This is a genomic window from Rhodococcus sp. UFZ-B548, assembly GCF_903819475.1.
GTDB lineage: Bacteria > Actinomycetota > Actinomycetes > Mycobacteriales > Mycobacteriaceae > Rhodococcus_F > Rhodococcus_F erythropolis.
On record NZ_CAIJDS010000013.1, the window covers coordinates 37,463 to 62,499 of the forward strand.

The following is a 25,037-nucleotide window of genomic DNA, read 5'->3' on the forward strand; positions in this document are numbered from 1 at the left end:
GGTGTCGGCCGTATCCGGTGTGTTCCACCGTCAAGGCCATGGTCTTTCAATTATGTCTCTGCCGAGGCGAACCTGGCCACCTGCGTCCGGAAACCGGCGAGATGATCAGGTCGCCAACGGCGACAAGCGTCGGAGCCCCACCCGATGGCAGTTGCTCCGACGCTTTACATCACCAGCGGTAGTGGGCGAATGCCTTGTTGGCTTCGGCCATCTTGTGAGTGTCTTCGCGACGCTTCACAGCTGCACCGAGGCCATTGCTGGCATCGAGGAGCTCGTTGGCGAGACGCTCGACCATGGTCTTCTCACGACGTGCACGCGAGAAGGTGACCAGCCAGCGCAGTGCCAGCGTGGTGGAACGACCGGGACGAACCTCGACCGGCACCTGGTAGGTAGCGCCACCGACGCGGCGGCTACGAACCTCGAGTGCAGGCTTGACGTTGTCCAGGGCGCGCTTGAGAGTGACGACCGGATCGGTGCCGGTCTTCTCGCGTGCCTGCTCGAGAGCCTGGTACACGATTCGCTCTGCGGTGGACTTCTTACCGTCCAGCAGGATCTTGTTGACGAGCTGCGTCACCAACGGGGAACCGTAAACCGGGTCGTTGATGAGCGGGCGCTTCGGAGCGGGGCCCTTACGTGGCATTAGCTCTTCTCCTTCTTGGCGCCGTAGCGGCTGCGTGCCTGCTTGCGACCCTTGACACCCTGGGTGTCCAGGGAGCCGCGGATGATCTTGTAACGGACACCCGGGAGGTCCTTCACACGACCGCCACGGACGAGCACCATGGAGTGCTCCTGAAGGTTGTGACCTTCACCGGGGATGTACGCGGTGACCTCGACCGAAGTCGTGAGGCGAACACGTGCGACCTTACGGAGCGCGGAGTTCGGCTTCTTGGGGGTGGTGGTGTACACGCGAGTGCACACGCCACGACGCTGCGGGCTGCCCTTGAGGGCTGCCGTCTTGACCTTGGCGGTCTTGTCGCGGCGACCCTTGCGGACCAGCTGGTTGATGGTTGGCATTTACCGGCTTTCTTGTGACGAACAGACTGCTCGAGCGAACTCGGGCCGTTCGAAAACGTGGCTGTTCTGAAATTAGGGATCTAGCAGTTGGAGCAAGAGAGCTGCTGCTCCTCACCCACCTCAGAGTCTGTACTCAGCACTTTCATGCCTCGCACTGCCCCCGAGGTCGGGCGTGTCGCATACCCCCACACAGGCAGCCGGATGCTCGTTCATCAGCAGTTTCTGCTCGAACGCGCGCACGGCAATACCTAGCTAGGCACACAGATCGGCCCGGGCATGCCGGACACGACCCATAACGATACCTGTCGGCGCGCCACGAGGTCAAAGCGAGGCCACGGTGATAGTGACCTCACGCTCTGACCAGACACTCTGGCTGCAAACTCAGACCACGCAGCCGGACCGGTCACGATCAGATGCTGCGGTTCAACGTCAACGCGCCGAGCTTTGCCGCAGCCTCGCACGGATCCGCGCCGCCCTGCGGCTCGGTGACCCACCAACCGAACACTCCCCCGGCCGGTGCGCTCGCGCTCACGCCGCAACTCTGCGGATCGGCCGGCTGGCGAACCTCGTAACCGCCACTGCCGTTGATGTCGATTTTCGCCACCACGTATCCCAGATGTTCGAATGCAGCGCGCTCGTGATCGAGGGTGCCCGTCTCGAACCAGTTGAAGGTGATCTTGATCGGACCCGCGGCCCCGATGCCGTCCCAACGGCAGATAGCGCCGAAGAACCCACGCCCGACGGCGTCGGCACCCACGGCACCCGCGATCTGCTCGTCGGTGACGGCCTCGCATTCTTGGAGGACGTTGGCGAATTCCTGGCTGTCACTACCGCCGTAGCTGCCCTCCGCACGGGGAGTCCCGATGACCACCGAGCCGCAGCCTGTCAGCAGAACCAGCGATCCAGCCAGGGCGAGCCCGATCCGTACGCGCTTCACGGCGCCCTCGAACTTCACTGTGCCCTCGAAACTGTTTTTTCCATCAGATCCCGCGCCACCGTGCATGGATCCGCGGTCGGTGGCAGCAAACCGTAGGTGATCGACCAGTGCACGAAGTCTCCGCCGAACGCGATACCCAACTCGCACAGCGAACCTGCCGTGGACGCGATGAAGCCTTGATGACCGCCGATCGTGATGTCGGCGGCGGGACGTCCGAGCAGGTCGGACCCGGCCCGTTCGCGGCCGATCGGGCTACCGCGGTACCAGGAGAAACTGACGCTCGGACCGCTCGAACCAGCGACCTCCCACTGGCAACCGACGCCGTTGCGCGTCGTCGTCGCAAAAGCGCCGAGGTTGAAGGCATTGACAACTTCTTCGTCGGTCACCGAGCCGCATTCGGCGAACATCGGACCGGGATCGGTGGGTGCGAGCGCCGGCGAACTGGCGTCGTCCCCCGGCCGATCGGCGGACCCGTCGTCGGAGCTGCAGCCGACCACCGCCGAAAGCACGGCAGCCGAGACCAATACCGAAGTCCCGATCGAAGTGAGGGTGCGTGCGGCCATGGAGCCGACTGTACTTCTCGGTGGCCCCCGACACACGCCACGTGCGCACCTCGCTCTTCGGTCACCGCCACGCCGCTACCGATTCAGGGAGTTGGGACCGGTACCCGAACCAGCGTGGAATCCAATTGCGCCGCCCATTGTTTGACCACCTCGGTGCGTCGACGCGAGTCGTCGGTCAAGACGTCTGCCAGCCCCAGCCCGCGGGCCAGGTCCAGGGTTGCCTGTACCAAACGGTGCGTCACCGGATCGGAGTCGTCGACACCCAGACTCTCGACGGCCATGCGGTGCGCGATGCGCCCGAACCGTTCCTCGAGGGGCAACACGCGGGCCCGCAGGTCGGGGTCGGAGGCAGCGGCCGTCCACACCTGCAGTGCTGCTTTGAACAGAGTCCCGGTGTAGTACTCGACCAACCGCGAAATGACCGCCTCGGTTCGTCCGGCACCCACCGGAAGGTCGGTCGATTCCTTTCGTGCCTGATCCATCCTGGCGTCGAACATCACCTCGAGCGCCGCGGTGATGAGGTCCTCGCGGGTCGGGAAGTGATGCTGCATCGCACCGCGGGACACCCCGGCACGCTGGGCGACGACGCTCATCGTCGTTGCGCTCCATCCGAGTTCGGCGAGACACTCCACAGTCACTTCGAGCAGGTGGGAGCGCGTGACTCGACTTCGGTCCTGCTTGGGTTCTCGAGTCATCGCGCCGCCATCCTTTCTACCGCTGTGTTCCAGTGCGCAGTTCTACTGCGCCCAGGCTGCTGGACGCTTCTGCAAGAAAGACATCATGCCCTCACGAGCCTCGTCAGAGGAAAACAGCCGGGCAGACTGCGCGATCATCTCCTCGCCGTCACGGTCGAATCCGGCCAGGACCGAACGCGTCGTGATCCACTTCGATTCGGCAAGTCCCTGCGGTGAACATTGGCGCAAGGTGCCGAGCAGTTCGTTGATCGACTCCCCCGTGTCCTGCGACGCGGCGGTGACGAGTCCGATGGATTCGGCCTCGTGCTGGCCGAACTTCTCTCCGGTGAGCAGGTATCGGCTCGCAGATCGCTGGTCGAGCCTCGGTAGGACCGTGAGCGAAATGATGGACGCTGCCAAACCCAACCGTGATTCCGTCACCGCGAAGGTGCTCGCCGGTCCGGCGACGACGATGTCGCACGCCCCGACAAGACCCATACCCCCGGCTCGGACGTGACCGTCGATGCGCCCGATCACCGGCTTGGGAAGCTCGAGAATGCTGCGCAAGAGCGTCAGCATTCCCCGCCCTCGTTCTTTGACGGCCTCTTCCGGTGACGCGGACGATCCGGAAGCCTCGCTGAGATCGGCTCCCGCACAGAATGTTCCACCGGTGTGGGTGAGCACCACCGCTCGAACTGCCGGATCGGCGGCCGCCGACGTCAACCCCGCCTGTAATTCCGTGACCAACCGCGTCGAAATCGCGTTGCGGTTGTGGGGTGAGTCGAGAGTGATCGTGGCAGCACCGCCCGACACTTCGTACCGTACGTATGGCTTGTCCTGATCCGTCATGAGTCTCCTCTTCAGTAGGACCGTTTAGTACGACCGCGGCAGACCGAGAGAGTGCTGCGAGACGAAGTTGAGGATCATCTCGCGGCTCACCGGCGCGACGCGGGCGATACGGGCCGCGCCGAGCATGGCGGCCAACCCGTATTCCTTCGTCAGGCCTGCGCCGCCGTGCGTCTGGATCGCCTGATCGAGCGCCTTGATGCTGGCTTCGGCGGCGGCGTACTTTGCCATGTTCGCGGCTTCGGCAGCACCGAAATCGTCGCCGCTGTCGTAGAGCACCGCGGCCTTCTGCATCATCAGCTTGGCGAGCTCGAGTTCGATCTTTACCTGCGCGAGGGGATGCGAAATACCTTGGTGCGCACCGATCGGCGTCTTCCACACCGTGCGCTCGTTGGCGAACTTCACCGCAGCGTTCAGGGCGTAACGGCCCATGCCGATGGCCATCGACGCACCCAGGATGCGCTCGGGGTTGAGGCCGGCGAACAACTGCATCAGGGCGGCATCGGCTTCACCGACCAGAGCGTCGGCCGGCAAACGGACGTCGTCGAGGAACAAGATGAACTGGTGGTCCGGCTCGATGATGTCCATCTCCATCTGCGTCTTCACGAATCCGGGAGAATCCGTGGGGACGATGAACAGAGCGGGCTTGAGCTTGCCGGTCTTGGAGTCCTCGGTGCGCGCGACGATGAGGACCGCGTCAGCCTGATCGACACCCGAGATGTAGATCTTGTTGCCGCTCAGGATCCAGTCGTCGCCATCCCTGCGTGCCGTCGTGGTGATCTGATGAGAGTTGGAACCGGCGTCGGCCTCGGTGATTCCGAACGCCATGATCTTGGAGCCGTCGGCGAGGCTGGGTAGCCACTGCTGCTTCTGCTCCGCCGTGCCGTACTTGCCGATGATGGTGCCGCAGATGGCCGGGGATACGACAACCAGGAGCAGACCGGCGCCCTGTGCCGCCAATTCCTCCTGCACCAGCGCGAGTTCGTAGATACCGGCACCGCCGCCGCCGTATTCCTCCGGCAGGTTGACGCCCAGGAATCCGAGTTTGCCCGCCTCGTTCCACAATTCGGTGAGCGGCTCACCCTTGCGCGCCTTGGGCAGCACGTAGTCGACGTAGTTGAAGCGCTCACCCAGTTTGGAAACGGATGCCCGCAGTTCCTTCTGCTCTTCGGTTTCGATGAAACTCATCATGCTTCCTCTTCTGTAGCGGGTTCTTCCACACGTGCGAGTACCGATCCGACCTCGACCTGCTGGCCGACGGCGACCGGAAGTTCTACCAGGACACCGGCAGTCGGCGCGGTGACGGTGTGTTCCATCTTCATGGCCTCTAGCCACAGAATCGGCTGGCCGGCAGTGACGGCGTCACCGAGTGCGGCGCCGAGGCGGATAACCGATCCCGGCATCGGAGCGAGCAACGAACCGGCGGCGACTTCCGCCGACGGATCCACGAAGCGCGGTGCTGCCGTCAACGCGACGGGCCCCAGCGAGGAGTCGACAAAAATCTCACTCCCGTATGCCGCCACGTCGAACGAACGCCGTACTCCGCTCTGCTCGAGCACGACCCGTGCAGCAGTTGCCGATACCAGGCTCACGTCGTCGAAGCCTTCTGCGTTCAACACGCCGCTTCGGCTCAGGGAGTAGCGGACGTCGTAGTCGCCCGACGCAGTGGAATAGCTCTTGCTCTGCGGCTGCGACGGGAGGTTGCGCCACCCGCTGGGCAAGCGGCCGATGACGCGCGCCGACGCCCGGTTGTGCGCGGCATCGGCAAGTGCCGCCGCCAGCGCCGAAAGCCTTTCGGCGTCGGTGTCGGCCAGAGGCGTTGACAACTTCTCCAGATCATGGGTTTCGAAGAACGCCGTATCGGTGTCCCCGGCCATGAAGGCAGGGTGAGCCAGGACATTGACGAGCAGGTCGCGGTTGGTCCGCAGACCGTGAATCCTGGTGCGCGCCAGCGTCGACGCGAGCAGCCGCGCAGCTGCGGTCCGCGTCGGCGCGTACGAGATGACCTTGGCCAACATCGGGTCGTAGTGGACGCCGACAACACTGCCGTCGACGACGCCGGAGTCGAGGCGAACGCCCTGCTCACGCAGAACACTGAATTCTTGCGGGTCACCGGGCAACTCGATGTGGTGAACGGTTCCACTCTGAGGCTGCCAGTTCTTGGCGGGGTCCTCGGCGTACAGTCGCACCTCGATCGAATGCCCCCGGATCTCCGGCTGTTCGTCCGGAAGTGCTTCACCTGAAGCGACCTGCAATTGCAGTTCCACCAGATCGAGTCCGGTGGTGCACTCGGTGACCGGATGCTCTACCTGCAAACGGGTGTTCATTTCCAGGAAGAAGAAGTCTCCTTTTTCGTCAGCCAGGAATTCAACAGTTCCTGCGCCTTCGTAACCGATGGCGTTGGCTGCGAGCCGCGAGGCGTCGAACAGCTTCTCGCGCATGGCAGGGATGCGTTGCACGAGCGGCGACGGCGCCTCTTCGACCACCTTCTGATGCCGACGCTGGATCGAGCACTCGCGCTCCCCCACCGCCCACACCCCACCGTGGCCGTCGGCCATCACCTGGACCTCGATGTGACGACCGGTCTCGAGGTAGCGCTCACAGAAGACAGTCGGGTCACCGAAGGCGGACTGCGCCTCACGCCGCGCCGCTTCCAGTTCGCCGTCCAGCGCTGACAATTCACGAACGACACGCATTCCGCGTCCGCCGCCGCCCGCCGACGCCTTGATCAGCACTGGCAAATGAGCGTCGGTCACCGCAGCGGGATCGAGTTCGGACAGCACCGGAACTCCGGCCGCGTCCATGATCTTCTTGGACTCGACCTTCGATCCCATGAGCTCGATGGATTCGACGGGCGGACCGATCCACGTCAGTCCGGCATCGATGACGCTGCGCGCGAACTCCGCGTTCTCGGAGAGGAATCCGTAGCCGGGGTGAATCGCGTCGGCGCCCGAAGCCTTGGCGGCGGCGATGATGAGCTCGCCCCGCAGGTATGTCTCGGCAGGCGTGTTACCCGGCAGGCGAACCGAGGCGTCGGCTTCGGCGACGTGAGGACTGTCGGCATCCGCGTCGGAAAAGACCGCGACCGTCCCGATTCCGTTCTTGCGGCAGGTTGCAAAGACACGGCGGGCGATTTCGCCACGATTGGCGACCAGTACTGAAGTGATTGTCACGGCGTGCCTCACATACGGAAGACGCCGAAGTTCTCGGTGCCTTCGATCGGGGCGGTGGCAATGGCCGACAGGCACATTCCCACCACGGTGCGGGTGTCTCGGGGATCGATGACGCCGTCGTCGTACAGACGCCCGGACAGGAACATCGGAAGTGACTCGGCCTCGATCTGGTTCTCGATCATCGCGCGCATGCCGGCATCAGCCTGCTCGTCGAAAACCTGGCCGCGGGCCTCGGCAGCAGCGCGTCCCACGATGGAGATGACGCCGGCAAGCTGCGCACCGCCCATGACGGCGGACTTGGAACTGGGCCAGGCAAAGAGGAATCTCGGATCGAACGCCCGTCCGCACATGCCGTAGTGACCGGCGCCGTACGACGCTCCGAGCAAGATCGAGATGTGCGGAACCTTGGAGTTGGCAACCGCATTGATCATCATCGATCCGTGCTTGATCATGCCGCCCTCCTCGTACTCCTTACCCACCATGTAGCCGGTGGTGTTGTGCAGGAACAGCAACGGCGTGTTGGAGCGGTTGGCAAGCTGGATGAACTGCGTTGCCTTCTGGGACTCCTCACTGAAGAGCACTCCACGTGCGTTGGCCAGGATGCCGATCGGGTAACCGTTGAGTTCGGCCCAGCCGGTCACGAGGGAGGAACCGTAGAGCGGCTTGAACTCGTCGAAGTCGGAACCGTCGACGATACGGGCGATGACCTCACGCGGATCGAACGGAATCTTCAGATCGGCCGGAACGATGCCGAGCAACTCTTCCGGATCCTCGAGCGGTTCGATGATCTCCGCGCGAGGCGCCGGCCCCTTCTTGGTCCAGTTGAGTCGCTTGACGATCGAGCGACCGATGCGGATCGCGTCCTGCTCGTCGGCTGCGAAGTAGTCAGCCAACCCGGACTTGCGAGCGTGCATTTCGGCGCCGCCGAGTGCCTCGTCATCTGATTCCTCACCGGTGGCCATCTTGACCAGCGGCGGACCTGCGAGGAACACCTTGGAGCGTTCCTTGATCATCACGACGTGGTCGGACATGCCCGGGATGTACGCGCCGCCGGCAGTCGAGTTACCGAAGACCAGTGCAATGGTGGGGATACCGGCTGCGGAAAGCTGTGTGAGGTCACGGAACATACGCCCGCCCGGGATGAACACCTCCTTCTGCGTCGGCAGGTCTGCACCGCCGGACTCGACCAGCGAGATCACCGGGAGGCGATTTTGCATGGCGATGTCGTTGGCCCGGAATCCCTTACGCAGCGTCCACGGATTGCTGGTGCCGCCGCGCACGGTGGGATCGTTGGCGACGATCAGGCATTCGACACCTTCGACCACACCGATACCGACCACGGTGCTGGCGCCGACCGGGAAGTCACTCCCCCACGCAGCGAGGGGACACAGCTCGAGGAACGGCGAATCCTGATCGAGCAGGAGTTCGATCCGCTCGCGCGCCAGAAGCTTTCCCCGCTTGTGGTGCCGCTCGGTGTACTTCTCGCCGCCACCGGCAAGCGCCTTGGCGTGCTCGACCTCGATCTCGGCGAGCTTGGTGTTCATGGTCGATGTTGCGGTCTGATACACCTCGGAATTGGTGTCCAGCGTTGACCGGATGACACTCATGACTGATACCCCAATCGCTTGGCCGCGAGGCCGGTGAGGATTTCGGTGGTTCCGCCACCGATTCCCAGAATTCGCATGTCCCGGTACTGCCTCTCCACTTCACTTTCCTGCATGTATCCGAGGCCGCCGAACAGCTGAACGGCTTGGTTCGCAACCCATTCGCCCGTCTCGACTGCCGTGTTCTTCGCGAAGCACACCTCGGCGATCAGGTCGCCGTCACCGGCCATGTACCGCTCGATCACCGAGTGGGTGTACACCTTGGCGACGTCGATCTTGCGGGCCATCTCGGTGACGGTGTTCTGCACGGCCTGCCGACTGATGAGGGGCCGACCGAAAGTTTCGCGGGCGCGGCACCATTCGAGGGTCAGCTCCAGGCAACGTTCTGCACTGGCATACGCCTGCGCGGCGAGCGCGACACGTTCGGAAACAAATGCCTGGGCGATCTGCGCGAAGCCGCTGTTCTCTGCGCCGACCAGATTCTCCACCGGAACCCGGGCATCGACAAAGGACAGTTCCGCGGTATCGGATGCACGCCAGCCCATCTTCTCGAGTTTGCGTGAGACGGTGAATCCCGGTGTGCCCTTCTCGATCACGAGCAGTGAGACACCACCCGCGCCGGGGCCACCGGTGCGCACTGCGGTAACGACGAAGTCGGCTCGAACGCCGGAGGTGATGAACGTCTTGGCGCCGTTCACGACGTAATGATCGCCGTCGCGCTTGGCTGTAGTTGTCAGATGCCCGACGTCGCTGCCTCCGCCAGGCTCGGTGATGGCGAGCGAGCCGATCTTGTCGCCGCGCAGGGTCGGCTTGACCCACTTCTCGATCTGCGCCTCGTCGCCCGCTGCAATCAGGTGCGGCACCGCGATGCCGCAGGTGAAGAGCGAAGCGAACAGCCCGCCCGACGCACCTGCCTGATGCATCTCCTCACAGATCACGATGGAGTCGACGGCGTCGCCGCCCTCACCGCCGGCCGATTCGGGTGCACTGGCCCCGAGGAGCCCGAGAGCGCCTGCCTTGCGGTGCAATTCGCGCGGAATCTCGCCGTCGCGCTCCCACTGCGTCAGATGCGGCAGAATCTCCTGGTTCACGAATCCGCGTACGGTCTCGCGAAGCGCAAGCCTTTCCGGTGTGGTCCACACGGTCACCGTGAATCCTCTTTCTCGTCAGTTACGGGGAGTAGCGAAATCGGGATGTCGATGTGGCGCGAGCGCAGCCATTCACCAATTCCCTTGGCCTGCGGATCGAACCGTGCCTGTGAGGCGACACCCTGACCGAGGATTCCCTCGATCACGAAGTTGACGGCACGAAGGTGCGGAAGCTGGTAGCGAGTGACGTTCAGGTCTGCTGCTTCCGGTAGCAGTTCCTTGAGCATCTCGACGGTCAGTGTGTGCGCCAACCACTTCCACTGATCGTCCGTGCGAACCCAGACGCCGACGTTGGCATTTCCACCCTTGTCGCCACTACGGGCACCGGCGATCGTGCCGAGTGGTACCGACAGCGAAGACTGTGGCGGCAACGGCTCCGGACGCTCCGGTTCGTCGACGGGTTCGAGGTCCTGAGTCAACGTGGACGGAGCGATGTCCACGCGCGTGCCGTCCGGCAGTACGGCCACGTGCGGCACCGATCCGGCGTCGACGTAGCCGGGGGTGAACACTCCATACGGTTGTCCGTTGCTCGGCGGCGCGGTCAGCGAGAAGCCTGGGTAACTGGCAAGCGCCATTTCCACCGCAACCGCAGAGAAGGGACGACCGATCACCTTGGGATCGGAATCGCGAACCACGCAGCGCAGCAACGCACTCGCGGTTTCCTCGGTGTCGGAATCCGGGTGATCCGTGCGAGCGAGAGTCCAGACCAGTTCGGCGGGCTTCTTCGTCAGCCAGGATTCGAGTTGAGTCTTCGCCAGATCCGCTTTGGCCTCGATGTCGAGACCGGTGAGAATGAAAGTGGCCTCGTTGCGGAACCCGGCCAGCGTGTTCAGCGAGACCTTGTACTGCGGCGGCGGGGCCTCTCCCGTGACGCCGCTGATCAGCACCCGATCCGGGCCTGCCTGGGTGAGCACCGCATTGTCGATGCGGGTGGTCACGTCCGGGCCTGCGTAGCGTCCACCCGTGATCTCGTACAGCAGCTGCGCCGTCACGGTGCCGACGCTCACCTCGCCGTCCGTACCGGCATGCTTGGTGATGACCGAAGATCCGTCCGCGTTGATCTCGGCGATCGGGAAGCCAGGACGGCCCAGATTCGGAATCTCGGTGAAGAACGCGTAGTTGCCGCCGGTGGCCTGGGTTCCGCACTCGATGACGTGGCCCGCCGCGACAGCACCGGCCAGCTGATCGAAATCATCTCGCTTCCAACCGAAATGGTGAGCGGCGGGACCGACGATCACCGAAGCGTCGGTGACACGTCCGGTGACCACAACATCGGCGTCGGCTGACAATGCTTCGACGATGCCCCAGGCGCCGAGGTACGCGTTGGCCGTCAGCGGGGAGCCGAGTCCGAGTTCGTCTGCCCGAGAGACCAGATCGTCGCCCTCGACGTGGGCGATCTTCGCGTTCAACCCCAGCCTGGTGTTGACCTCGCGCAGCGCGTGCGCCAGTCCGGCCGGGTTGAGACCGCCGGCATTCGCGACGATCTTCACGCCCTTGTCGAGCGCAAGTCCGAGGGTGTCCTCCACCTGTCGCAGGAACGTCTTCGCGTAGCCGAGCGACGGGTCCTTCATCCGGTCCCGTCCGAGGATCAACATCGTCAGTTCGGCAAGGTAGTCGCCGGTCAGGTAGTCGAGTTCGCCGCCCTCGAGCATCTCGCGCATCGCCGAGATGCGGTCGCCATAGAACCCGGAGCAGTTACCGATCCGTACCGAACTCATTTGCCCACCTTCGCTTCTCGTGCGGCTCGTCCCTCGCCGCTGGGTCCGGCAAATGCCTGCGCGAACCCGAGCCACTCGTCCGCGTCGGCGCCAACGGCGACCAGATCGAGATCGGCGCGATTGGCACGCTGAGTGACCAGCAAACAGAAGTCCAATGCGGGCCCGGTCACCGTCTGCGGCGCATCTTCCGGCCCCCAGGTCCAGAGCGAACCGTCCGGCGCCGTCAACTCCACCCGGAAATCGTCGGCGGGCGGCGTCTTCTCGTTGACCGAGTACGCAAAGTTCCGCGTGCGGACACCCAGATGAGCGATGTTCTTGATGCGCGCGGTCGGAGCGCGTTCGACGCCGAGTGCGTCGGCGACGTCCTGCCCGTGCGCCCACGTCTCCATCAATCGCGCAGTTGCCATGGACACTCCGCCCATGGGCGGGCCGTACCAAGGAAACTTGGTACCGGACGGGGCGGCGGTGAGAGCCTCGACGAGAGCGGTGCGCCCCGCTCGCCAATCGGCGAGCAACTCCGCCGGCGGGCGGGCCGCCTGCTCGGCAGCACCGTCGTCGACAAATCCCGCCGGATTCACGAACGCCGCCTTCAACTGCTCCGCAAACCCGTCCGGGTCGGTGATCGCCAGGATCGCAGCACTGTCCGTCCAGTGCAGGTGCCCGATCTGATGCGCGACGCTCCACCCTTCCGCCGGCGTCATTGTCGCCCACTTCTCCTCGGGCAGATCCGCAACCAGGGCGTCGAGGCTCTCGCCTTCGGCCCGCAAGTCATCGATGAACGTCTGAAGTTCGGCCATGCGACCAGCATCACACCCGGGTCCATAAAAATCAAGCACGAATGATTGTTATTGAGAAATCTTGTGGTGAGAGACTGAGCTCAACTGCCATCGACTACCAGGAGCACCCATGAGCGACGCCGTACTGATCTCGCGAACCGGCGATGTGGTCACGTGGACCCTCAATCGCCCGGACACCCGCAACGCGATCTCCGAGATCGACATGATCGAGGCCCTCGAAGACGCGGTCACCGCAGTCAACCGAGATCAGAGTGTGCGAGCGGTCATCCTCACGGGGGCCGGGTCGGCTTTCTCCTCCGGCGGCAACGTCAAACACATGCGAGACAAGGAAGGCATGTTCGGTGGTGCTCCCGGCGAGATCCGCCAGGGCTACCGGCACGGCATCCAGCGCATTCCGCTCGCGCTGTACACGTGTGAGGTGCCGACCATCGCCGCGGTCAACGGCCCGGCCATCGGAGCGGGCTGCGACCTCTCCCTCATGTGCGACCTCCGCATCGCCTCGACCGCCGCAGTCTTCGCCGAGAGCTTCGTCAAGGTGGGACTCATCCCCGGCGACGGCGGAGCCTGGCTGCTCCCCCGCGCGATCGGCAACGCCCGCGCCGCCGAGATGGCGTTCACCGGCGAACCCATCGATGCTGCGAAGGCACTCGACTGGGGTCTGGTCTCGCAGATCACCGAACCCGAGGAATTGCTTTCCTCAGCGCACGCTTTGGCAGCTCGAGTAGCCGCCAATCCCCCGCAGGTACTCCGCATGACCAAGAAACTCCTCCGCGAAGGCCAGCACCAGAGCCTCGAGAGCCTGCTCGAACTCTCGGCCGCCATGCAGTCGATCGCCCACCACACCCGAGATCACCACGAAGCCGTCGCCGCGATGCTCGAGCGTCGAAGTCCTGAGTTCACCGGAGAATGAAGGCCGGCAGTCAGCTACTGCCGGTCGGCGCAGTCCTCACCTCGATACTGTCGCTCCAGTTCGGAGCGGCATTCGCGACGACCCTGTTCTCGCAGATCGGGCCGGCCGGTGCCACGACGCTTCGGCTGACGATCGCCGCGATCATCCTCGGAGTCATCGTCCGCCCGCGATGGAGCAGGTGGTCGAACCGACAGCGCAAAGGCATCTTCGCGCTGGGCATCGCCCTCGCCGTGATGAACGGCGCCTTCTACCTCGCCCTCGACACGGTGCCCATCGGCACCGCCGTCACCATCGAGTTCCTCGGACCGTTGACGCTGGCCGCAGTTCTGTCTCGTCGGTGGGCCGACGGAGCGTGGGTACTGCTCGCCTTCGGCGGAGTGTTGCTGCTCGGGTTGGGGGATCACGGCGAATCCGGTTTGGACCCGATCGGGGTGATGTTCGCGTTGATCGCCGCGACTGCGTGGGCCGGCTACATCGTGGCCGGTTCCCACCTGGCCGCGACGCTCCCGAGCGCCGACGGGTTGGCAGGCGCAAGCATCGTCGCAGCCGTATTGACGCTCCCCTTCGGCGTTATCTCGGGCGGGAGTGAACTGCTGGATCCGAAGATGCTCGCCGCAGGCGCCGCCGTCGCCATCCTCTCGTCCGTCATCCCGTACAGCTTGGAAATGTGGGCGCTGCGCTCCTTGGCCAAGAAGGTCTTCGCGGTCCTCATCGCCCTCGAACCGGCAGCGGCCGCACTGGCCGGAGTCCTCGTGATCGGGCAAACGCTCGACGCTTTCACACTCGTCGCCATCGGACTGGTGGTGACCGCGGGTGTCGGGACGGTAGTCATGAATCGAAAGTCCACACCGAAATAGTCCAGGTACCGTCAGAGCACGTCATTCCAACGCACAGGAGAACCATGACCAACCCGATCATCGCCACCGTTCTCGGTAACACCCCGCAGATCGACGAAAGTGCGTTCATCGCACCCAACGCCACCGTTGTCGGCGCTGTGACCATCGCTGCGGGAGCCAGCATCTGGTACGGCGCGGTTATCCGCGGCGACGCCGAATCGATCTCCATCGGCGCTGACACCAACATTCAGGACAACTGCACCGTGCACGCCGACCCGACGTTCCCCGCAGTGCTGGGCGAGCGAATCTCGGTCGGCCACAACGCAGTGCTGCACGGGTGCACCGTCGAAGACGACGTTCTCGTCGGCATGGGTGCCGTGGTGCTCAACGGCGCACACATCGGTTCGGGATCACTGATTGCAGCCGGTGCGGTCGTGTCTCAGGGGATGCAAATCCCGCCTGGATCACTGGTCGCCGGCGTGCCCGCCAAGGTCAAACGTGAACTCTCCGAAGGTGAAAAGGCCGGTATCACCGCCAACGGCGCCGGCTACATCATGCTCGCGAAGGCTCACCAGGACATCGAACAGGCCTGATCAAGACGATGCTCGCGGACGGTAGCCGCAAGAGCAACGACTAGTCTCGGGGCCGCAACGTACTGTTCGGCAACTCGGGTGCCGGGAGCGCCGGGCCGTCGTATCCCGGCACCACGCCGAAACGCTGGTCCGGGACGCTGCCGTCGAATCCGGAGGCCAGCTCGGCCTGCCACTTGCGTCGATACTCGACGATCTCTTCGCGTGTACGGCCCATGAAGTTCCACCACATGATGACCTGCTCGCCCAACGGTTTCCCGCCGAGAAGTAGCAGTCGAGCCGGTTCGGATCCCGGATTGCGCAAAGTCAGTTTTCCGAAACCCGGTGCTTGATAACCCAACTCGGCCCAGCCGACGGTGGTACCACGCAGAACAACCGATCCTTGATCGACGATCACGCCGTGCTCATGTGAACGATCGACATCGAGGGCGATCTCGGCCCCAGGATCGAGAATCACCTCGGCACCGAGTAATTCGGTGAAGGTAGACACCGGAGACGTGTCACCGGCGAGCGAACCGAGGAACACACTGAGCGTGGCACCATCGGTGGTCACCGGCTCCGGTCGATAGTGAACGAACGCGGGTGCGGTATCGCGCGCCGCATCCGGCAGCGCCACCCACAACTGCATCCCGTGCAGAACCTTCGTATTCGGCGTCGACACCTCGGAGTGCGCGATCCCACTCCCGGCCGTCATCAAATTCAGTTCACCCGGCCGCACCATCGCATGGGAACCGATGCTGTCACGGTGCTCGATCTCTCCGGTGAACAGCCAACTCACCGTTTGCAATCCGGTATGCGGATGCGGCGGCACATGCATGCCCGGTCCTGAGCCGACGTCATCCGGACCGTAATGATCGGCAAAACACCATGCCCCGATCAGCGAACGCTCGCGTTGCGGAAGGGTGCGACGCACTCGCATCGCCCGCGGGCCACCGAGCGGTACGTCGCGCGGGGTGAGAATCTGAATCTCGCTCTCCGCCGGATGGCCTTCGCATTCCTGCTCGACGGGCTGCGCTTCGAGGTTGCTCATATCGTCCATCCTGCCTCTAGTCATGACTGCGCGAGACGCAGACGCGTGCACAATTCGGCCAACATTCGAAGTTCATCCGCGTCCAGGGCCGGTCCGACGTGGCGTCGAATGCTCGCCGCATGACGGCGACCCACTGATTTCTGCAGCGCTGCACCCGCTTCGGTGAGTTGCACGATCGTCCCGCGGCGATCCTGTGGATCAACACTTCTCGATACCAGACCTTCGCCCTCCAACCGTTCTACCAGGCGGCTGAGTGACGGCTGGCTCAACAGGATCTCGCGATTCAGGTCATGCAGGCGAAGTGAACTACTCGGTGTGAGGCTCAATGTGAACAGCACGTCGTACTCGCGCATCGACACCTGATCCCAGACGTCATCGGCAGAGAGCCGCCGCAGCACCGACACCTGGGCGCGAAACAAGGCTTCCCAGGCGTCGGTGGCGAGTTCGGTGGTACTGACCGGAACCTCAGGCGGTTGCTCGTCAGGCAGTGACACTGCTTGCCTCACGAGCCGCCTTCATCGACGCGTGAGTGGGCGGGTTGTCCGGCACATGTGCGGGCCGCCTGGCCGCGAACTCACGGCGCAGAACCGGAACAACTTCCTCACCGAGCAGATCGAGCTGCTCGAGCACCGTCTTGAGCGGCAGCCCGGCGTGATCCATCAGGAACAGCTGGCGCTGGTAGTCGCCGAAGAAATCGGCAAACGCCAACGTCTTCTCGATGACCTGCTCAGGGGAACCGACGGTCAGCGGCGTCTGCTCGGTGAACTCTTCGAGTGAGGGCCCGTGGCCGTACACCGGAGCATTGTCGAAATACGGACGGAATTCCTTGACCGCGTCCTGACTGTTCTTGCGCATGAAGACCTGACCACCGAGACCGACAATCGCCTGATCCGCGGAGCCGTGGCCGTAATGCTCGTAACGCTGGCGGTAGAGATTGATCAGCTCGATGTAGTGCTCTTTCGGCCAGAAGATGTTGTTCGCGAAGAATCCGTCGCCGTGATATGCCGCGATCTCCGCAATCTCGGGGCTGCGGATCGAACCGTGCCACACGAACGGCGCGACGCCGTCCAGCGGGCGCGGGGTGGACGTGAATCCCTGCAGCGGTGTGCGGTACTCCCCTTGCCAGTTCACGACCTCCTCGTCCCAGAGCCGGCGAAGAAGTTGATAGTTCTCGAGTGCCAACGGGATACCGGCGCGAATGTCCTTGCCGAACCACGGGTACACCGGCGCGGTATTTCCGCGTCCCATCATCAGATCGACACGCCCCTCAGCGAGGTGTTGAAGCATCGCGTAATCCTCGGCGATCTTCACCGGGTCGTTGGTGGTAATCAGCGTCGTGGACGTGGAGAGCGTGATCTTCTCGGTCTGGGCCGCGATGTATCCGAGCATCGTGGTCGGAGATGACGGCACGAACGGCTTGTTGTGGTGCTCGCCGGTCGCGAAGACGTCGAGACCGACTTCCTCGGCGTGCTTGGCGATGGTCGTCATGGCCTTGATGCGCTCGTGCTCTGTCGGGGTCTTACCCGTCGTGGGATCAGTGGTGACGTCACCGACCGTGAAGATTCCGAACTGCATGGTTGCTCCTCCGCGAACTAGATCCATGCGTTTGCATGTAACTGATCAAACATTCAACCATCCAGCTGTATTCCACGGCAAAAAAATGAGGGCGGCACACAAGATGTGTGCCGCCCTCACCTGGACGAACGATCTACCGAAAAGCGGTCAGTGCATAACGATCGGCGTTGCCGTCTCGCCCTCGGCCACCGGCCTGGTGGTCTTGCTCCGCGGCAGGAAGAACGCCGGGATGAGGGTCAGGACGATCAGCACAGTGGCAACGAGGAAGGTGTTGCCGAAGGCATCCGAGGCCGCACTGAGAATCGAATTGGCAGCAGACTCCTGCGGACTTCCCGGCTCGGTCGGAATGTGCGACGCCGCACCGACCATCGTCGTATCGAGGCCACGATCGAGAAGCTGGTTGGTCAAGACCACCGACATCACGGCGGTACCGATCGAACCTGCGGTCTGCTGAACGATGTTCATCAGAGTGGAGCCGCGAGCGATCTGCTCGTTGGAGAGCGTCACGATAGCTGCGGTCATCAGCGGCATCATGGTGCAACCCATACCGAGGCCCATGACGAACAAGGCGCCCATCAGCAGCCACGTCGGGGAATCCGAGGCAACCTGTGTGAACACACCCAAACCGATGAGAATCAGCGGCAAACCGGTCAGGACGATCTTGCCCGGGCCGATCTTGTCGACCAGTCGACCAGCGATCGGCATGGTGACCATAGCGCCCAGACCCTGTGGAGCCATCAACAATCCGGCCGCGAGCGTGGTGTGCCCGCCGACCTGAATGAAGTAGCTCGGGAACAGCAACCCGGCGCCCATGAACGCGACGATGAACAGCGACGTCGTGATGACGGCGGTGGTCAACTGACGGTTCTTGAACAGGTGCAGGTCGATCAGCGGGTGATCCTTGTTGAGCGCGTGGAACACGAAGGCGATGATCAGTGCCAGACCGATACCGGCCGACACCAGAACCCGAGCGGACGCGACGGTTCCCACCTCAGGGATGGACGACACACCGAACAGGAACAGCGCCAGGCCGGGCGACAGCAGGATCATGCCGAGGAAGTCGAAGGACTCCGAAGGCTTCGCCTTGTCGGACGGCAGAATGATGAACGCAGCAGCCAGAGCGATGATGCCGATCGGCAAGTTGATCAGGAAGATCCAGTGCCAGCTCGCGGCCTCGATCAGCCAACCACCGAGAATCGGGCCGCCGATAGGACCGAGCAGCATCGGGATACCGAGAACTGCCATGACACGACCGACACGGTCCGGACCGGCGGCCCGGGTCATGATCGTCATACCGAGCGGCATCAACATGCCGCCGCCGAGACCCTGGAGCACGCGGAAGCCGATGAGCGAGGTGATGTCCCACGCCATCGCACAAGCGACCGAACCGAGCACGAACAGCACCAGGGCCGTCATGTACAGGCGCTTGGTGCCGAAACGGTCGGCAGCCCAACCGGTAACCGGAATGACCGTCGCCAAGGCGAGCGTGTAGGCCGTCATCGTCCACGCGACGGTGGCGTACGAAGTTTCGAAGTCCTCGGCAAAAGTGGTGAGCGCGACGCTCACCACGGTTACGTCGAGAATCGACATGATGGCGCCGAGCACCACCACGGAAGCGATCTTGAGGACCGCCCCGTCAAGTTTGTCGGACGCCGGTGCCGGCGTGTTCGGCGATGTCATCGCGAAGTCTCCTGGTTAAGTGCTCGCAGATAGTCACCCGCGAGAATGGGCTTGAGAGCCTCGAACAAACGAATCCGCTCTGGCTCAGGAACACGCGACGCGAATTCGCGAAGCTGGCCGCGCTTGCACTCGATGTGGTTGGTCGTCACCTTACGACCGGCCTCCGACAAGGAAACCCGCTTGACGCGTCGGTCCCGCTCGTCTTCACGGCGATCGACCAGACCCATGTTCACGAGCTGATCGATGTTCCGCCCCGTAGCTGCCACCGAGAGCCGAAGCTCGTCGGCAACCTCGTTGATCGGGATCGCCGCATCACGTTGTGCAAGTACGAACAGCACACGCACCTGAGAGAACGAGAGATCCAGTTCGATCAACGCATCGATCGACTCCGAATCACCGGCGCTCATCAGGCGAGTGAACAACTCGTCGAGTGCTCCATACAGGTCATCAGAATCGGAAGCGATCACCTGGCAAATGGTAGTGCGGTTGCAACTATTGCCCAAATGAAAACATGTTGCAACTTATTATTTGGTGAGCACCATCACGTTGCGAAGAATCATTCCTGCAGCAAGATGGCCTTTCCGAGAACTTTGCCGCTTTCGAGATCAGCCAGGGCAACTGCTGCGTCGGCAAGCGGATACCGTGCCTTGACCAGCGGACGCAAGCCGTTCCGGACGTGTTCTACCAGCGATGCATGCACCTCGGCTACCGCTTCGGGATTGGTGCGCGTGAACTCGCCCCACGCCGCGCCGACAATGCTGATATTGCGGAACAGCACCCGGTTCACCTTGACCTGAGGAATGCCGCCGCCGGCAAAACCGATAACCACAAGACGCCCCTCCGGCGCCAGAACCCGGACCGCGTCGTCGAACGCATCCCCGCCTACCGGATCTACCACGATCTGAGCGCCGACGCCGTCGGTCAGTTCCCGAATCCGCTCTCCCCATCCCGGAGCCAGCGCGACAACCTCGTCGGCACCGAGCTCACGCAAGAAGTCCTCGACGCCTTCGCGTCGTACCACGGCGATCACCCGAGCGCCGTGCGCCTTGGCCAGCTGGATGGTTGCCGTTCCGACTCCGCCCGCAGCGCCGAGCACGACGACCGTCTCCCCCGCGACGATCTTCGCGCGACGAGCCAGCGCGAACTCCATCGTCTGATAGTTGATGATCAGAGAGGCCGCCTCGTCGAAGGCGAGTCCGTCCGGAATTCGGAGTACCTGCGCCGGGTTGACGGCAATCCGCTCTGCATAGCCGCCCAGATACGCGGCCGCGAGAACACGATCGCCCGGAGCGAAACCCGACCCTTCCGGCGCGGAGACCACGACGCCCGAGATCTCCGCGCCGGGAATGAACGGCGGTTCCGGGCGGATCTGATACTTGCCGTAGGTGATGAGTAGGTCCGGAAAGCAGACGCCACTGGCCTTCACATCGATGAGAACAAGACCTTCGGCTGCGGGCTCGGGAACCTCCTGCGCGACAATTCCTTCGGGACCGGACAGTTCCGTAACCACCATGGCGCGCACAGAAAGCTCCTCTTCGGGACATCTGAAGTCTGGACCGGTAACCCGGTTTTCTCGACTTTAACCCGGTACTCACGTCAGATCATCGTTCGCTCCCGATGTGCAGACGTTCGAGTCCGTCGAGAATCAGATCAAGACCGAAAGCGAATTCGGCGGCGTAGCTGTATCCCGGAGCTAGGACGTGCTCGGTGGTCAGCTCGGCCAGGTGCGGATACTGACCGCTCTCGAACGAGCCCATGATCGCCTTCGCCAGTTCCGTCGTTTCCTGCGCTGTTTCGAACGGCAAGCTCACCTCTTGCAGCACGAAGCCGTAGATGTACGCATCCATGATCGAAAAGGCATGCGCAGCAAGGGCGACCGGAAAGTCGGCAGCGCGTAGTGTTCCGATGACGGCGTCGTGGTGGCGCAGGGTCGCGGGACCAGGCGTCGTTCGGGACTCCATCAACGGAGTTGCCCACGGGTGCCTCCCCAGCACCTCCCGAGTCGATACCGCTCGCGCGTGAACTTCCGTTCGCCACGGCAGTCCCGGCGTCGGAAGATCGATCTCCGCAAAGACCGCGTCGACCATTCCGTCGAGCAGATCCCCCTTGTCCGAAACATGGTTGTACAGAGACATCGCCTCGACGCCAAGTTCGGTCCCCAGCTTCCGCATGGTCATCGAATCGATTCCGACGGAATCTGCAAGCGCCACGGCAGCGCGTACAACGTGATCTCGGGTCAATCTTGTGCGCTTCTCCACATTGACAGAACTTACAGCGTAAGTGCAATACTTACGGTGTAAGCATTCGACGAACGGAGACTCGCATGCCGCAGGAACTGATGACCGCCGTCGTACAGGATCGCTACGGCGAAGCCGACGTTCTCTACCTCGACCACATTCCGCGCCCCACTGTCGCCGACAACGAAGTGCTGATTCGCGTCGAGGCCGCGTCCGTCGACCGCGGGGCATGGCATCTCATGGCCGGACTGCCATATCCGTTGCGCCTCGCGGGATTTGGACTGCGCAGACCTGAGAACCGGGTCCGCGGACTGGACGTGTCCGGCCGAGTCGAGGCCGTCGGCAGTTCGGTGACCCGCGTGGCAGTCGGCCAGGAGGTATACGGGATCGCGGTCGGTTCGTTTGCGGAGTACGCGTGCGCACTCGAGACGAAGATTGCCGCAAAACCTGCCCGGTTGTCGTTCGCACAAGCAGCAGCGGTGCCGGTCTCCGCCCTCACAGCGCTGCAAGCCGTGCGCGACCACGGCCGTGTGCAGGCGGGGCAATCCGTCCTCGTTCTCGGTGCATCCGGTGGCGTCGGGATCTACGCGGTGCAGGTGGCAAAAGCCATGGGCGCGCTCGTCACCGGCGTATGCAGCACCTCGAAAACCGATACCGTCCGCTCCCTCGGTGCCGACGAGGTTCTCGACTACCGCTTCGACGACGCCACCGACGGATCGCATCGGTACGACGTCATCATCGACACCGGCGGCAACCGCCGACTGCGAGATCTTCGACGGGCGCTCACACGCACCGGAAGGCTCGTGATCGTGGGCGGCGAGAACGGCGGACGGTGGCTCGGCGGAATCGATCGCCAAATCCGCGCACTGTGCTTGTCTCCGTTCGTATCTCAGAAGCTCGGGTCTTTGATGGCTTCGGAGAACGCCGAGGATCTGGAGGTGCTGACGGCAATGATCGACGCAGGTGTCATCACCCCGGTGATCGACTCCGTTCATCCCCTTGCCGACACCGCCGTCGCCGTGGCACGAATGGTCGACGGTTCCGGCTGCGGAAAGCAGATAATCGCCACTCGCTGAAAAGCCTGACAGAATCGGCTCACTCCAGCGAACAGGAATCTCACGTGAACCCAGATCTCACGCTCGCGCCGCAGCCAGACAGAGGACCGATCTTCGTCAAGTCCCGCCCGGTCCGTACCGGCGACATCGACGTCGCCAAGCAGGTCAGGCTCGACGCCGTCGCCCGTTATCTGCAGGACATCGGCAACGACAACATCGAAGCCGCCGACGCCATCGACACTCATCCGCTCTGGATAGTGCGTCGTACGGTCGTCGATGTCGTACGCCCGGCGATCTGGCCGGAAGAGTTGACGATGACTCGCTGGTGCTCCGGCTTCTCCACGAGATGGGCGAACATGCGCGTGCGCTTCGACGGCAGCAACGGCGCGCTGATGGAAACCGAAGGCTTCTGGATCAACATCAGCGCCGAGTCAGGCATGCCCACCAGGATGAGCGACGACTTCATGCGGCCGTTGGAAGAATCCACCGACGAGCATCGCCTGAAGTGGAAGCGTGTCCTCGCCGAGAACGCACCGGAGGCAGACGACGCGGGTGTTCTGGACACGCCGTTCGCTCTGCGCGCCACGGATATCGACCCGTTCGACCACGTGAACAACGCCGTCTACTGGCAGGCAGTCGAAGAGGTCCTCAGCGCGCGCACCGAACTGCGTACAGTTCCGCATCGAGCACTGATCGAGTACCTCTCCCCCATCGTCTCCAGTGACGACGTCGTCCTGCGCAGCCGCGTCGACGACAAGACCGTCACGGTCTGGTTCCTGGTCGGCGAAGCGCTCCGCGCAGTTGCGCAGGTGAGCGCCCTCTAACGCAGTTTCTGGGTCGCGACAGCCGCGACACCGAACACCAACGCAAGAAGAATCGCGGCCCAGAAACCGAAGAGCCACCACACCACGCCGAACACGACCACTGCCGGGGCAACGGTGATGAAAGCGATGGTGGGGCTTTCGCGTACCACCTCGAGTGCAGTTCGGGCATTAGTTCGATCGAGCTTCTTACCGGCCATCGAAACCTCCTTCAAGGTCCTGACCATCCAGAGTAACCGGACTGACGGGCACAAAGCGGATACCGTGAACGCATGGCCGACCACCGCACCCTCGTCCTCATGCGACACGGCAAGTCCAGCTACCCCGAGGGCATCCGTGATCACGAGCGTCCGCTCGCCGAACGGGGCCTGCGCGAGGCCCGCATCGGCGGCGAATGGATCCGCGAAAACGTCCCGCCCGTAGACGCCGTTCTGTGCTCCACCTCCCGGCGGACCGTCGAAACCCTTGCCTCGACGGGAATCGAAGCTCCCGCCGGATTCGAGAAGTCCATCTACGGCGGCTCACCCGCAGACGTCATTGCAGCTGCGCGAACCACGTCCGACCACGTCAAGACGCTCCTGATCGTCGGACACGAACCCGGAATTCCCTGGACTGCACTCGATCTCGCGTCGAACGAAAACTCCGAAGCGGCCCAACGTATCCGCGACAAGTTCCCGACTTCGGCGATCGCCGTCCTCTCCGTACCGGTGCCGTGGACCGAACTCGACGACTCCGTCGCCACTCTGCTCGAGTTTCACGTGCCCCGTTAGATCAACCACACCGCTAAAGCACCTCACGTAGCAGGCGGTCCGAAAGTGCAAGCGTGTCACGGTCGTACGTCGACGTCGACGCCAGCACTTCGTCGGCACCGGTCCGCTCGGCGAGATCGTGAAGCTGTTGTTTCACCTCGACAGGTGTGCCGTGCAGCGCCGACGCCATGAACGACTCGATACGCCTGGCATTTCGATCACTGCGCGGGGCGCACCTGATCTCGTCCAGCGACGCGAGCGGCGGAAACTCCCCCGTCCGTGACGATTCTGCGAGCGCGTATGCCTCCGGGATCAGCAACTCACGCGCCGCGTCGGTGGTATCGGCAACCGCCACTTCGAGAGAAACCACCACATAGGGTTCGGGATGAGCGTCGGTGGCCCGGAAAGCTCGGCGGTACTCGTCCAATGCCTCCACCCGGTCGGTGCTCCCGATTCCGAGTATCGGCCCACCCACGACCACCGGAAGCCCGAGCTGCGCTGCCACTTTCAGACCTGTACGCGTCGCGAGCACGAAGATCGGCACCCCGGTCTCCGACGCCGGCCGTGCCGTCACTGCCGCGGATCCGTCCAGGTAGCGCCTCACCTCTTCGAGATCTGACGCAAACGTGTCCGAAGCATCCTTGCTGCGTCGTAGTGCCTGACGAACAGGCTCCGTGAATCCCAGCGATCGGCCGAGGCCGAGATCGATTCGCCCCGGGTACAGAGCCTCCAGCATCAAGAACTGCTCGGCGACGATCAGCGGTTGGTGATTCGGCAGCATGACCCCACCGCTCCCGAGTCTGATATCGCGCGTATGCGCGCCGATCGCGGCAAGCAGCACTGCCGGTGACCCGCTCCCGATCCCGGGCACCGCGTGATGCTCGGCCACCCAGAACCGGTGGTAGCCGAGAGCGTCGGCGTGCGCGGCGCGTTCGACGGAATGCGTCAGAGCTGCGGAGTCGGGGTATCCGCTCCTGGTTCGGGATCGGTCGAGCAGTGAGAGAAGCACTCTCGGAGCAACAAGGAATTCGGAAAGTTTCATCCGGACGCCTAATGAGGACCGTTTCTGACCGCAATACC

27 protein-coding genes are annotated in these 25,037 nt (G+C 63.4%); 6 read left to right on the plus strand and 21 right to left on the minus strand.

Features of this window, described 5'->3' with window-relative positions:
- Positions 1–169: 169 nt before the first annotated feature.
- The 12 genes from rpsG to H7C86_RS13825 form a co-directional block, all read right to left on the minus strand.
- Positions 170–640: a 30S ribosomal protein S7 gene (gene rpsG / locus H7C86_RS13770; protein WP_003941856.1), complete on the minus strand. Its 471-nt coding sequence runs from the start codon at positions 638–640 to the stop codon at positions 170–172.
- Positions 640–1,014, minus strand: coding sequence for a 30S ribosomal protein S12 (gene rpsL / locus H7C86_RS13775; RefSeq protein WP_003941908.1), 375 nt, complete (start codon positions 1,012–1,014; stop codon positions 640–642). Before rpsL ends, rpsG begins: the two co-directional genes overlap by 1 nt.
- Before the next feature lie 409 nt (positions 1,015–1,423).
- Positions 1,424–1,969, minus strand: coding sequence for a DUF3558 domain-containing protein (locus tag H7C86_RS13780; RefSeq protein WP_060939051.1), 546 nt, complete (start codon positions 1,967–1,969; stop codon positions 1,424–1,426).
- Positions 1,966–2,514 carry a DUF3558 domain-containing protein gene (locus H7C86_RS13785; RefSeq protein ID WP_029254868.1) on the minus strand — a complete coding sequence of 183 codons (549 nt, stop codon included), beginning with the start codon at positions 2,512–2,514 and terminating at the stop codon, positions 1,966–1,968. The genes H7C86_RS13780 and H7C86_RS13785 overlap by 4 nt, the downstream gene beginning before the upstream one ends.
- 83 nt (positions 2,515–2,597) lie before the next feature.
- The gene (locus tag H7C86_RS13790; protein ID WP_019744287.1) at positions 2,598–3,209 is read right to left on the minus strand and encodes a TetR/AcrR family transcriptional regulator; all 612 of its coding nucleotides are present in this window, start codon (positions 3,207–3,209) and stop codon (positions 2,598–2,600) included.
- 42 nt (positions 3,210–3,251) lie between these two features.
- Positions 3,252–4,037 (minus strand): enoyl-CoA hydratase family protein, encoded by a 786-nt coding sequence (locus tag H7C86_RS13795; RefSeq protein ID WP_084326723.1) that lies wholly within the window; start codon positions 4,035–4,037, stop codon positions 3,252–3,254.
- Between the two features lie 24 nt (positions 4,038–4,061).
- Positions 4,062–5,222 (minus strand): acyl-CoA dehydrogenase family protein, encoded by a 1,161-nt coding sequence (locus H7C86_RS13800; protein WP_029536739.1) that lies wholly within the window; start codon positions 5,220–5,222, stop codon positions 4,062–4,064.
- Positions 5,222–7,207, minus strand: coding sequence for a biotin carboxylase N-terminal domain-containing protein (locus tag H7C86_RS13805; protein WP_182261690.1), 1,986 nt, complete (start codon positions 7,205–7,207; stop codon positions 5,222–5,224). Before H7C86_RS13805 ends, H7C86_RS13800 begins: the two co-directional genes overlap by 1 nt.
- Positions 7,208–7,215: 8 nt before the next feature.
- Positions 7,216–8,814 (minus strand): acyl-CoA carboxylase subunit beta, encoded by a 1,599-nt coding sequence (locus H7C86_RS13810; RefSeq protein ID WP_019744291.1) that lies wholly within the window; start codon positions 8,812–8,814, stop codon positions 7,216–7,218.
- Complete coding sequence (locus H7C86_RS13815; RefSeq protein ID WP_007728404.1) at positions 8,811–9,959, minus strand: acyl-CoA dehydrogenase family protein; 1,149 nt, start codon at positions 9,957–9,959, stop codon at positions 8,811–8,813. Before H7C86_RS13815 ends, H7C86_RS13810 begins: the two co-directional genes overlap by 4 nt.
- Positions 9,956–11,677, minus strand: coding sequence for an acyclic terpene utilization AtuA family protein (locus H7C86_RS13820; RefSeq protein WP_019744292.1), 1,722 nt, complete (start codon positions 11,675–11,677; stop codon positions 9,956–9,958). Before H7C86_RS13820 ends, H7C86_RS13815 begins: the two co-directional genes overlap by 4 nt.
- A complete protein-coding gene (locus H7C86_RS13825) occupies positions 11,674–12,474 on the minus strand; it encodes a TIGR03084 family metal-binding protein (RefSeq protein ID WP_029536742.1) in 801 nt (266 codons plus the stop codon). Before H7C86_RS13825 ends, H7C86_RS13820 begins: the two co-directional genes overlap by 4 nt.
- Positions 12,475–12,583: 109 nt before the next feature.
- Here H7C86_RS13825 and H7C86_RS13830 point away from each other — a divergent pair, with 109 nt between their 5' ends.
- Genes H7C86_RS13830 through H7C86_RS13840 form a run of 3 tightly spaced genes read left to right on the plus strand, consistent with a single transcriptional unit; the run spans position 12,584 to position 14,813 of the window.
- Positions 12,584–13,384, plus strand: coding sequence for a crotonase/enoyl-CoA hydratase family protein (locus H7C86_RS13830; protein WP_019744294.1), 801 nt, complete (start codon positions 12,584–12,586; stop codon positions 13,382–13,384).
- Positions 13,381–14,241 carry a DMT family transporter gene (locus H7C86_RS13835; RefSeq protein WP_019744295.1) on the plus strand — a complete coding sequence of 287 codons (861 nt, stop codon included), beginning with the start codon at positions 13,381–13,383 and terminating at the stop codon, positions 14,239–14,241. Before H7C86_RS13830 ends, H7C86_RS13835 begins: the two co-directional genes overlap by 4 nt.
- A 44-nt stretch (positions 14,242–14,285) precedes the next feature.
- On the plus strand, positions 14,286–14,813 hold the full coding sequence (locus H7C86_RS13840) for a gamma carbonic anhydrase family protein (RefSeq protein ID WP_003941993.1): 528 nt from the start codon (positions 14,286–14,288) through the stop codon (positions 14,811–14,813).
- Between the two features lie 40 nt (positions 14,814–14,853).
- Here the strand turns inward: H7C86_RS13840 and H7C86_RS13845 are convergent, their stop codons facing one another.
- The 7 genes from H7C86_RS13845 to H7C86_RS13875 form a co-directional block, all read right to left on the minus strand.
- Positions 14,854–15,840, minus strand: coding sequence for a pirin family protein (locus tag H7C86_RS13845; RefSeq protein ID WP_182261691.1), 987 nt, complete (start codon positions 15,838–15,840; stop codon positions 14,854–14,856).
- A 20-nt stretch (positions 15,841–15,860) separates the two neighbouring features.
- Positions 15,861–16,334, minus strand: coding sequence for a MarR family winged helix-turn-helix transcriptional regulator (locus H7C86_RS13850; RefSeq protein ID WP_020906828.1), 474 nt, complete (start codon positions 16,332–16,334; stop codon positions 15,861–15,863).
- Positions 16,321–17,415, minus strand: coding sequence for an LLM class flavin-dependent oxidoreductase (locus H7C86_RS13855; RefSeq protein ID WP_020906827.1), 1,095 nt, complete (start codon positions 17,413–17,415; stop codon positions 16,321–16,323). The genes H7C86_RS13850 and H7C86_RS13855 overlap by 14 nt, the downstream gene beginning before the upstream one ends.
- Positions 17,416–17,562: 147 nt before the next feature.
- Positions 17,563–19,095, minus strand: coding sequence for a DHA2 family efflux MFS transporter permease subunit (locus H7C86_RS13860; RefSeq protein WP_182261692.1), 1,533 nt, complete (start codon positions 19,093–19,095; stop codon positions 17,563–17,565).
- Positions 19,092–19,562: a MarR family winged helix-turn-helix transcriptional regulator gene (locus tag H7C86_RS13865; RefSeq protein WP_003941890.1), complete on the minus strand. Its 471-nt coding sequence runs from the start codon at positions 19,560–19,562 to the stop codon at positions 19,092–19,094. Before H7C86_RS13865 ends, H7C86_RS13860 begins: the two co-directional genes overlap by 4 nt.
- Positions 19,563–19,651: 89 nt before the next feature.
- Positions 19,652–20,617 (minus strand): NADPH:quinone oxidoreductase family protein, encoded by a 966-nt coding sequence (locus H7C86_RS13870; RefSeq protein ID WP_019744299.1) that lies wholly within the window; start codon positions 20,615–20,617, stop codon positions 19,652–19,654.
- Positions 20,618–20,696: 79 nt separating this feature from the next.
- Positions 20,697–21,353, minus strand: coding sequence for a TetR/AcrR family transcriptional regulator (locus H7C86_RS13875; protein WP_019744300.1), 657 nt, complete (start codon positions 21,351–21,353; stop codon positions 20,697–20,699).
- A gap of 65 nt (positions 21,354–21,418) precedes the next feature.
- On the opposite strand from H7C86_RS13875, the gene H7C86_RS13880 reads away from it, so the two are divergent.
- A complete protein-coding gene (locus H7C86_RS13880) occupies positions 21,419–22,408 on the plus strand; it encodes an NAD(P)-dependent alcohol dehydrogenase (protein WP_182261693.1) in 990 nt (329 codons plus the stop codon).
- A 44-nt stretch (positions 22,409–22,452) separates the two neighbouring features.
- Positions 22,453–23,211: an acyl-[acyl-carrier-protein] thioesterase gene (locus H7C86_RS13885; protein ID WP_182261694.1), complete on the plus strand. Its 759-nt coding sequence runs from the start codon at positions 22,453–22,455 to the stop codon at positions 23,209–23,211.
- On the opposite strand, the gene H7C86_RS13890 is transcribed toward H7C86_RS13885, so the two are convergent.
- Positions 23,208–23,408, minus strand: coding sequence for a hypothetical protein (locus tag H7C86_RS13890; RefSeq protein WP_003941897.1), 201 nt, complete (start codon positions 23,406–23,408; stop codon positions 23,208–23,210). The two genes, H7C86_RS13885 and H7C86_RS13890, sit on opposite strands and share 4 nt — an antisense overlap.
- 72 nt (positions 23,409–23,480) lie before the next feature.
- Between H7C86_RS13890 and H7C86_RS13895 the strand changes: the two genes are divergently transcribed.
- Positions 23,481–23,978, plus strand: coding sequence for a histidine phosphatase family protein (locus H7C86_RS13895; protein ID WP_007728426.1), 498 nt, complete (start codon positions 23,481–23,483; stop codon positions 23,976–23,978).
- 13 nt (positions 23,979–23,991) lie between these two features.
- Here the strand turns inward: H7C86_RS13895 and H7C86_RS13900 are convergent, their stop codons facing one another.
- Positions 23,992–24,999 carry an LLM class flavin-dependent oxidoreductase gene (locus H7C86_RS13900; protein ID WP_182261695.1) on the minus strand — a complete coding sequence of 336 codons (1,008 nt, stop codon included), beginning with the start codon at positions 24,997–24,999 and terminating at the stop codon, positions 23,992–23,994.
- Positions 25,000–25,037 lie beyond the last annotated feature (38 nt).

Excerpts from the sequence above, each read along its gene's own strand:
- H7C86_RS13880 (WP_182261693.1), top strand. The coding sequence starts at position 21,419 with ATGCCGCAGGAACTGATGACCGCCGTCGTACAGGATCGCTACGGCGAA.
- H7C86_RS13840 (WP_003941993.1), top strand. The coding sequence starts at position 14,286 with ATGACCAACCCGATCATCGCCACCGTTCTCGGTAACACCCCGCAGATC.
- H7C86_RS13795 (WP_084326723.1), bottom strand. The coding sequence starts at position 4,037 with ATGACGGATCAGGACAAGCCATACGTACGGTACGAAGTGTCGGGCGGT.
- H7C86_RS13820 (WP_019744292.1), bottom strand. The coding sequence starts at position 11,677 with ATGAGTTCGGTACGGATCGGTAACTGCTCCGGGTTCTATGGCGACCGC.
- H7C86_RS13855 (WP_020906827.1), bottom strand. The coding sequence starts at position 17,415 with ATGCAGTTCGGAATCTTCACGGTCGGTGACGTCACCACTGATCCCACG.
- H7C86_RS13895 (WP_007728426.1), top strand. The coding sequence starts at position 23,481 with ATGGCCGACCACCGCACCCTCGTCCTCATGCGACACGGCAAGTCCAGC.
- H7C86_RS13900 (WP_182261695.1), bottom strand. The coding sequence starts at position 24,999 with ATGAAACTTTCCGAATTCCTTGTTGCTCCGAGAGTGCTTCTCTCACTG.
- H7C86_RS13835 (WP_019744295.1), top strand. The coding sequence starts at position 13,381 with ATGAAGGCCGGCAGTCAGCTACTGCCGGTCGGCGCAGTCCTCACCTCG.
- H7C86_RS13830 (WP_019744294.1), top strand. The coding sequence starts at position 12,584 with ATGAGCGACGCCGTACTGATCTCGCGAACCGGCGATGTGGTCACGTGG.
- H7C86_RS13825 (WP_029536742.1), bottom strand. The coding sequence starts at position 12,474 with ATGGCCGAACTTCAGACGTTCATCGATGACTTGCGGGCCGAAGGCGAG.
- H7C86_RS13790 (WP_019744287.1), bottom strand. The coding sequence starts at position 3,209 with ATGACTCGAGAACCCAAGCAGGACCGAAGTCGAGTCACGCGCTCCCAC.
- H7C86_RS13845 (WP_182261691.1), bottom strand. The coding sequence starts at position 15,840 with ATGAGCAACCTCGAAGCGCAGCCCGTCGAGCAGGAATGCGAAGGCCAT.
- H7C86_RS13860 (WP_182261692.1), bottom strand. The coding sequence starts at position 19,095 with ATGACATCGCCGAACACGCCGGCACCGGCGTCCGACAAACTTGACGGG.
- rpsG (WP_003941856.1), bottom strand. The coding sequence starts at position 640 with ATGCCACGTAAGGGCCCCGCTCCGAAGCGCCCGCTCATCAACGACCCG.
- H7C86_RS13890 (WP_003941897.1), bottom strand. The coding sequence starts at position 23,408 with ATGGCCGGTAAGAAGCTCGATCGAACTAATGCCCGAACTGCACTCGAG.
- H7C86_RS13785 (WP_029254868.1), bottom strand. The coding sequence starts at position 2,514 with ATGGCCGCACGCACCCTCACTTCGATCGGGACTTCGGTATTGGTCTCG.
- H7C86_RS13800 (WP_029536739.1), bottom strand. The coding sequence starts at position 5,222 with ATGAGTTTCATCGAAACCGAAGAGCAGAAGGAACTGCGGGCATCCGTT.
- H7C86_RS13810 (WP_019744291.1), bottom strand. The coding sequence starts at position 8,814 with ATGAGTGTCATCCGGTCAACGCTGGACACCAATTCCGAGGTGTATCAG.
- rpsL (WP_003941908.1), bottom strand. The coding sequence starts at position 1,014 with ATGCCAACCATCAACCAGCTGGTCCGCAAGGGTCGCCGCGACAAGACC.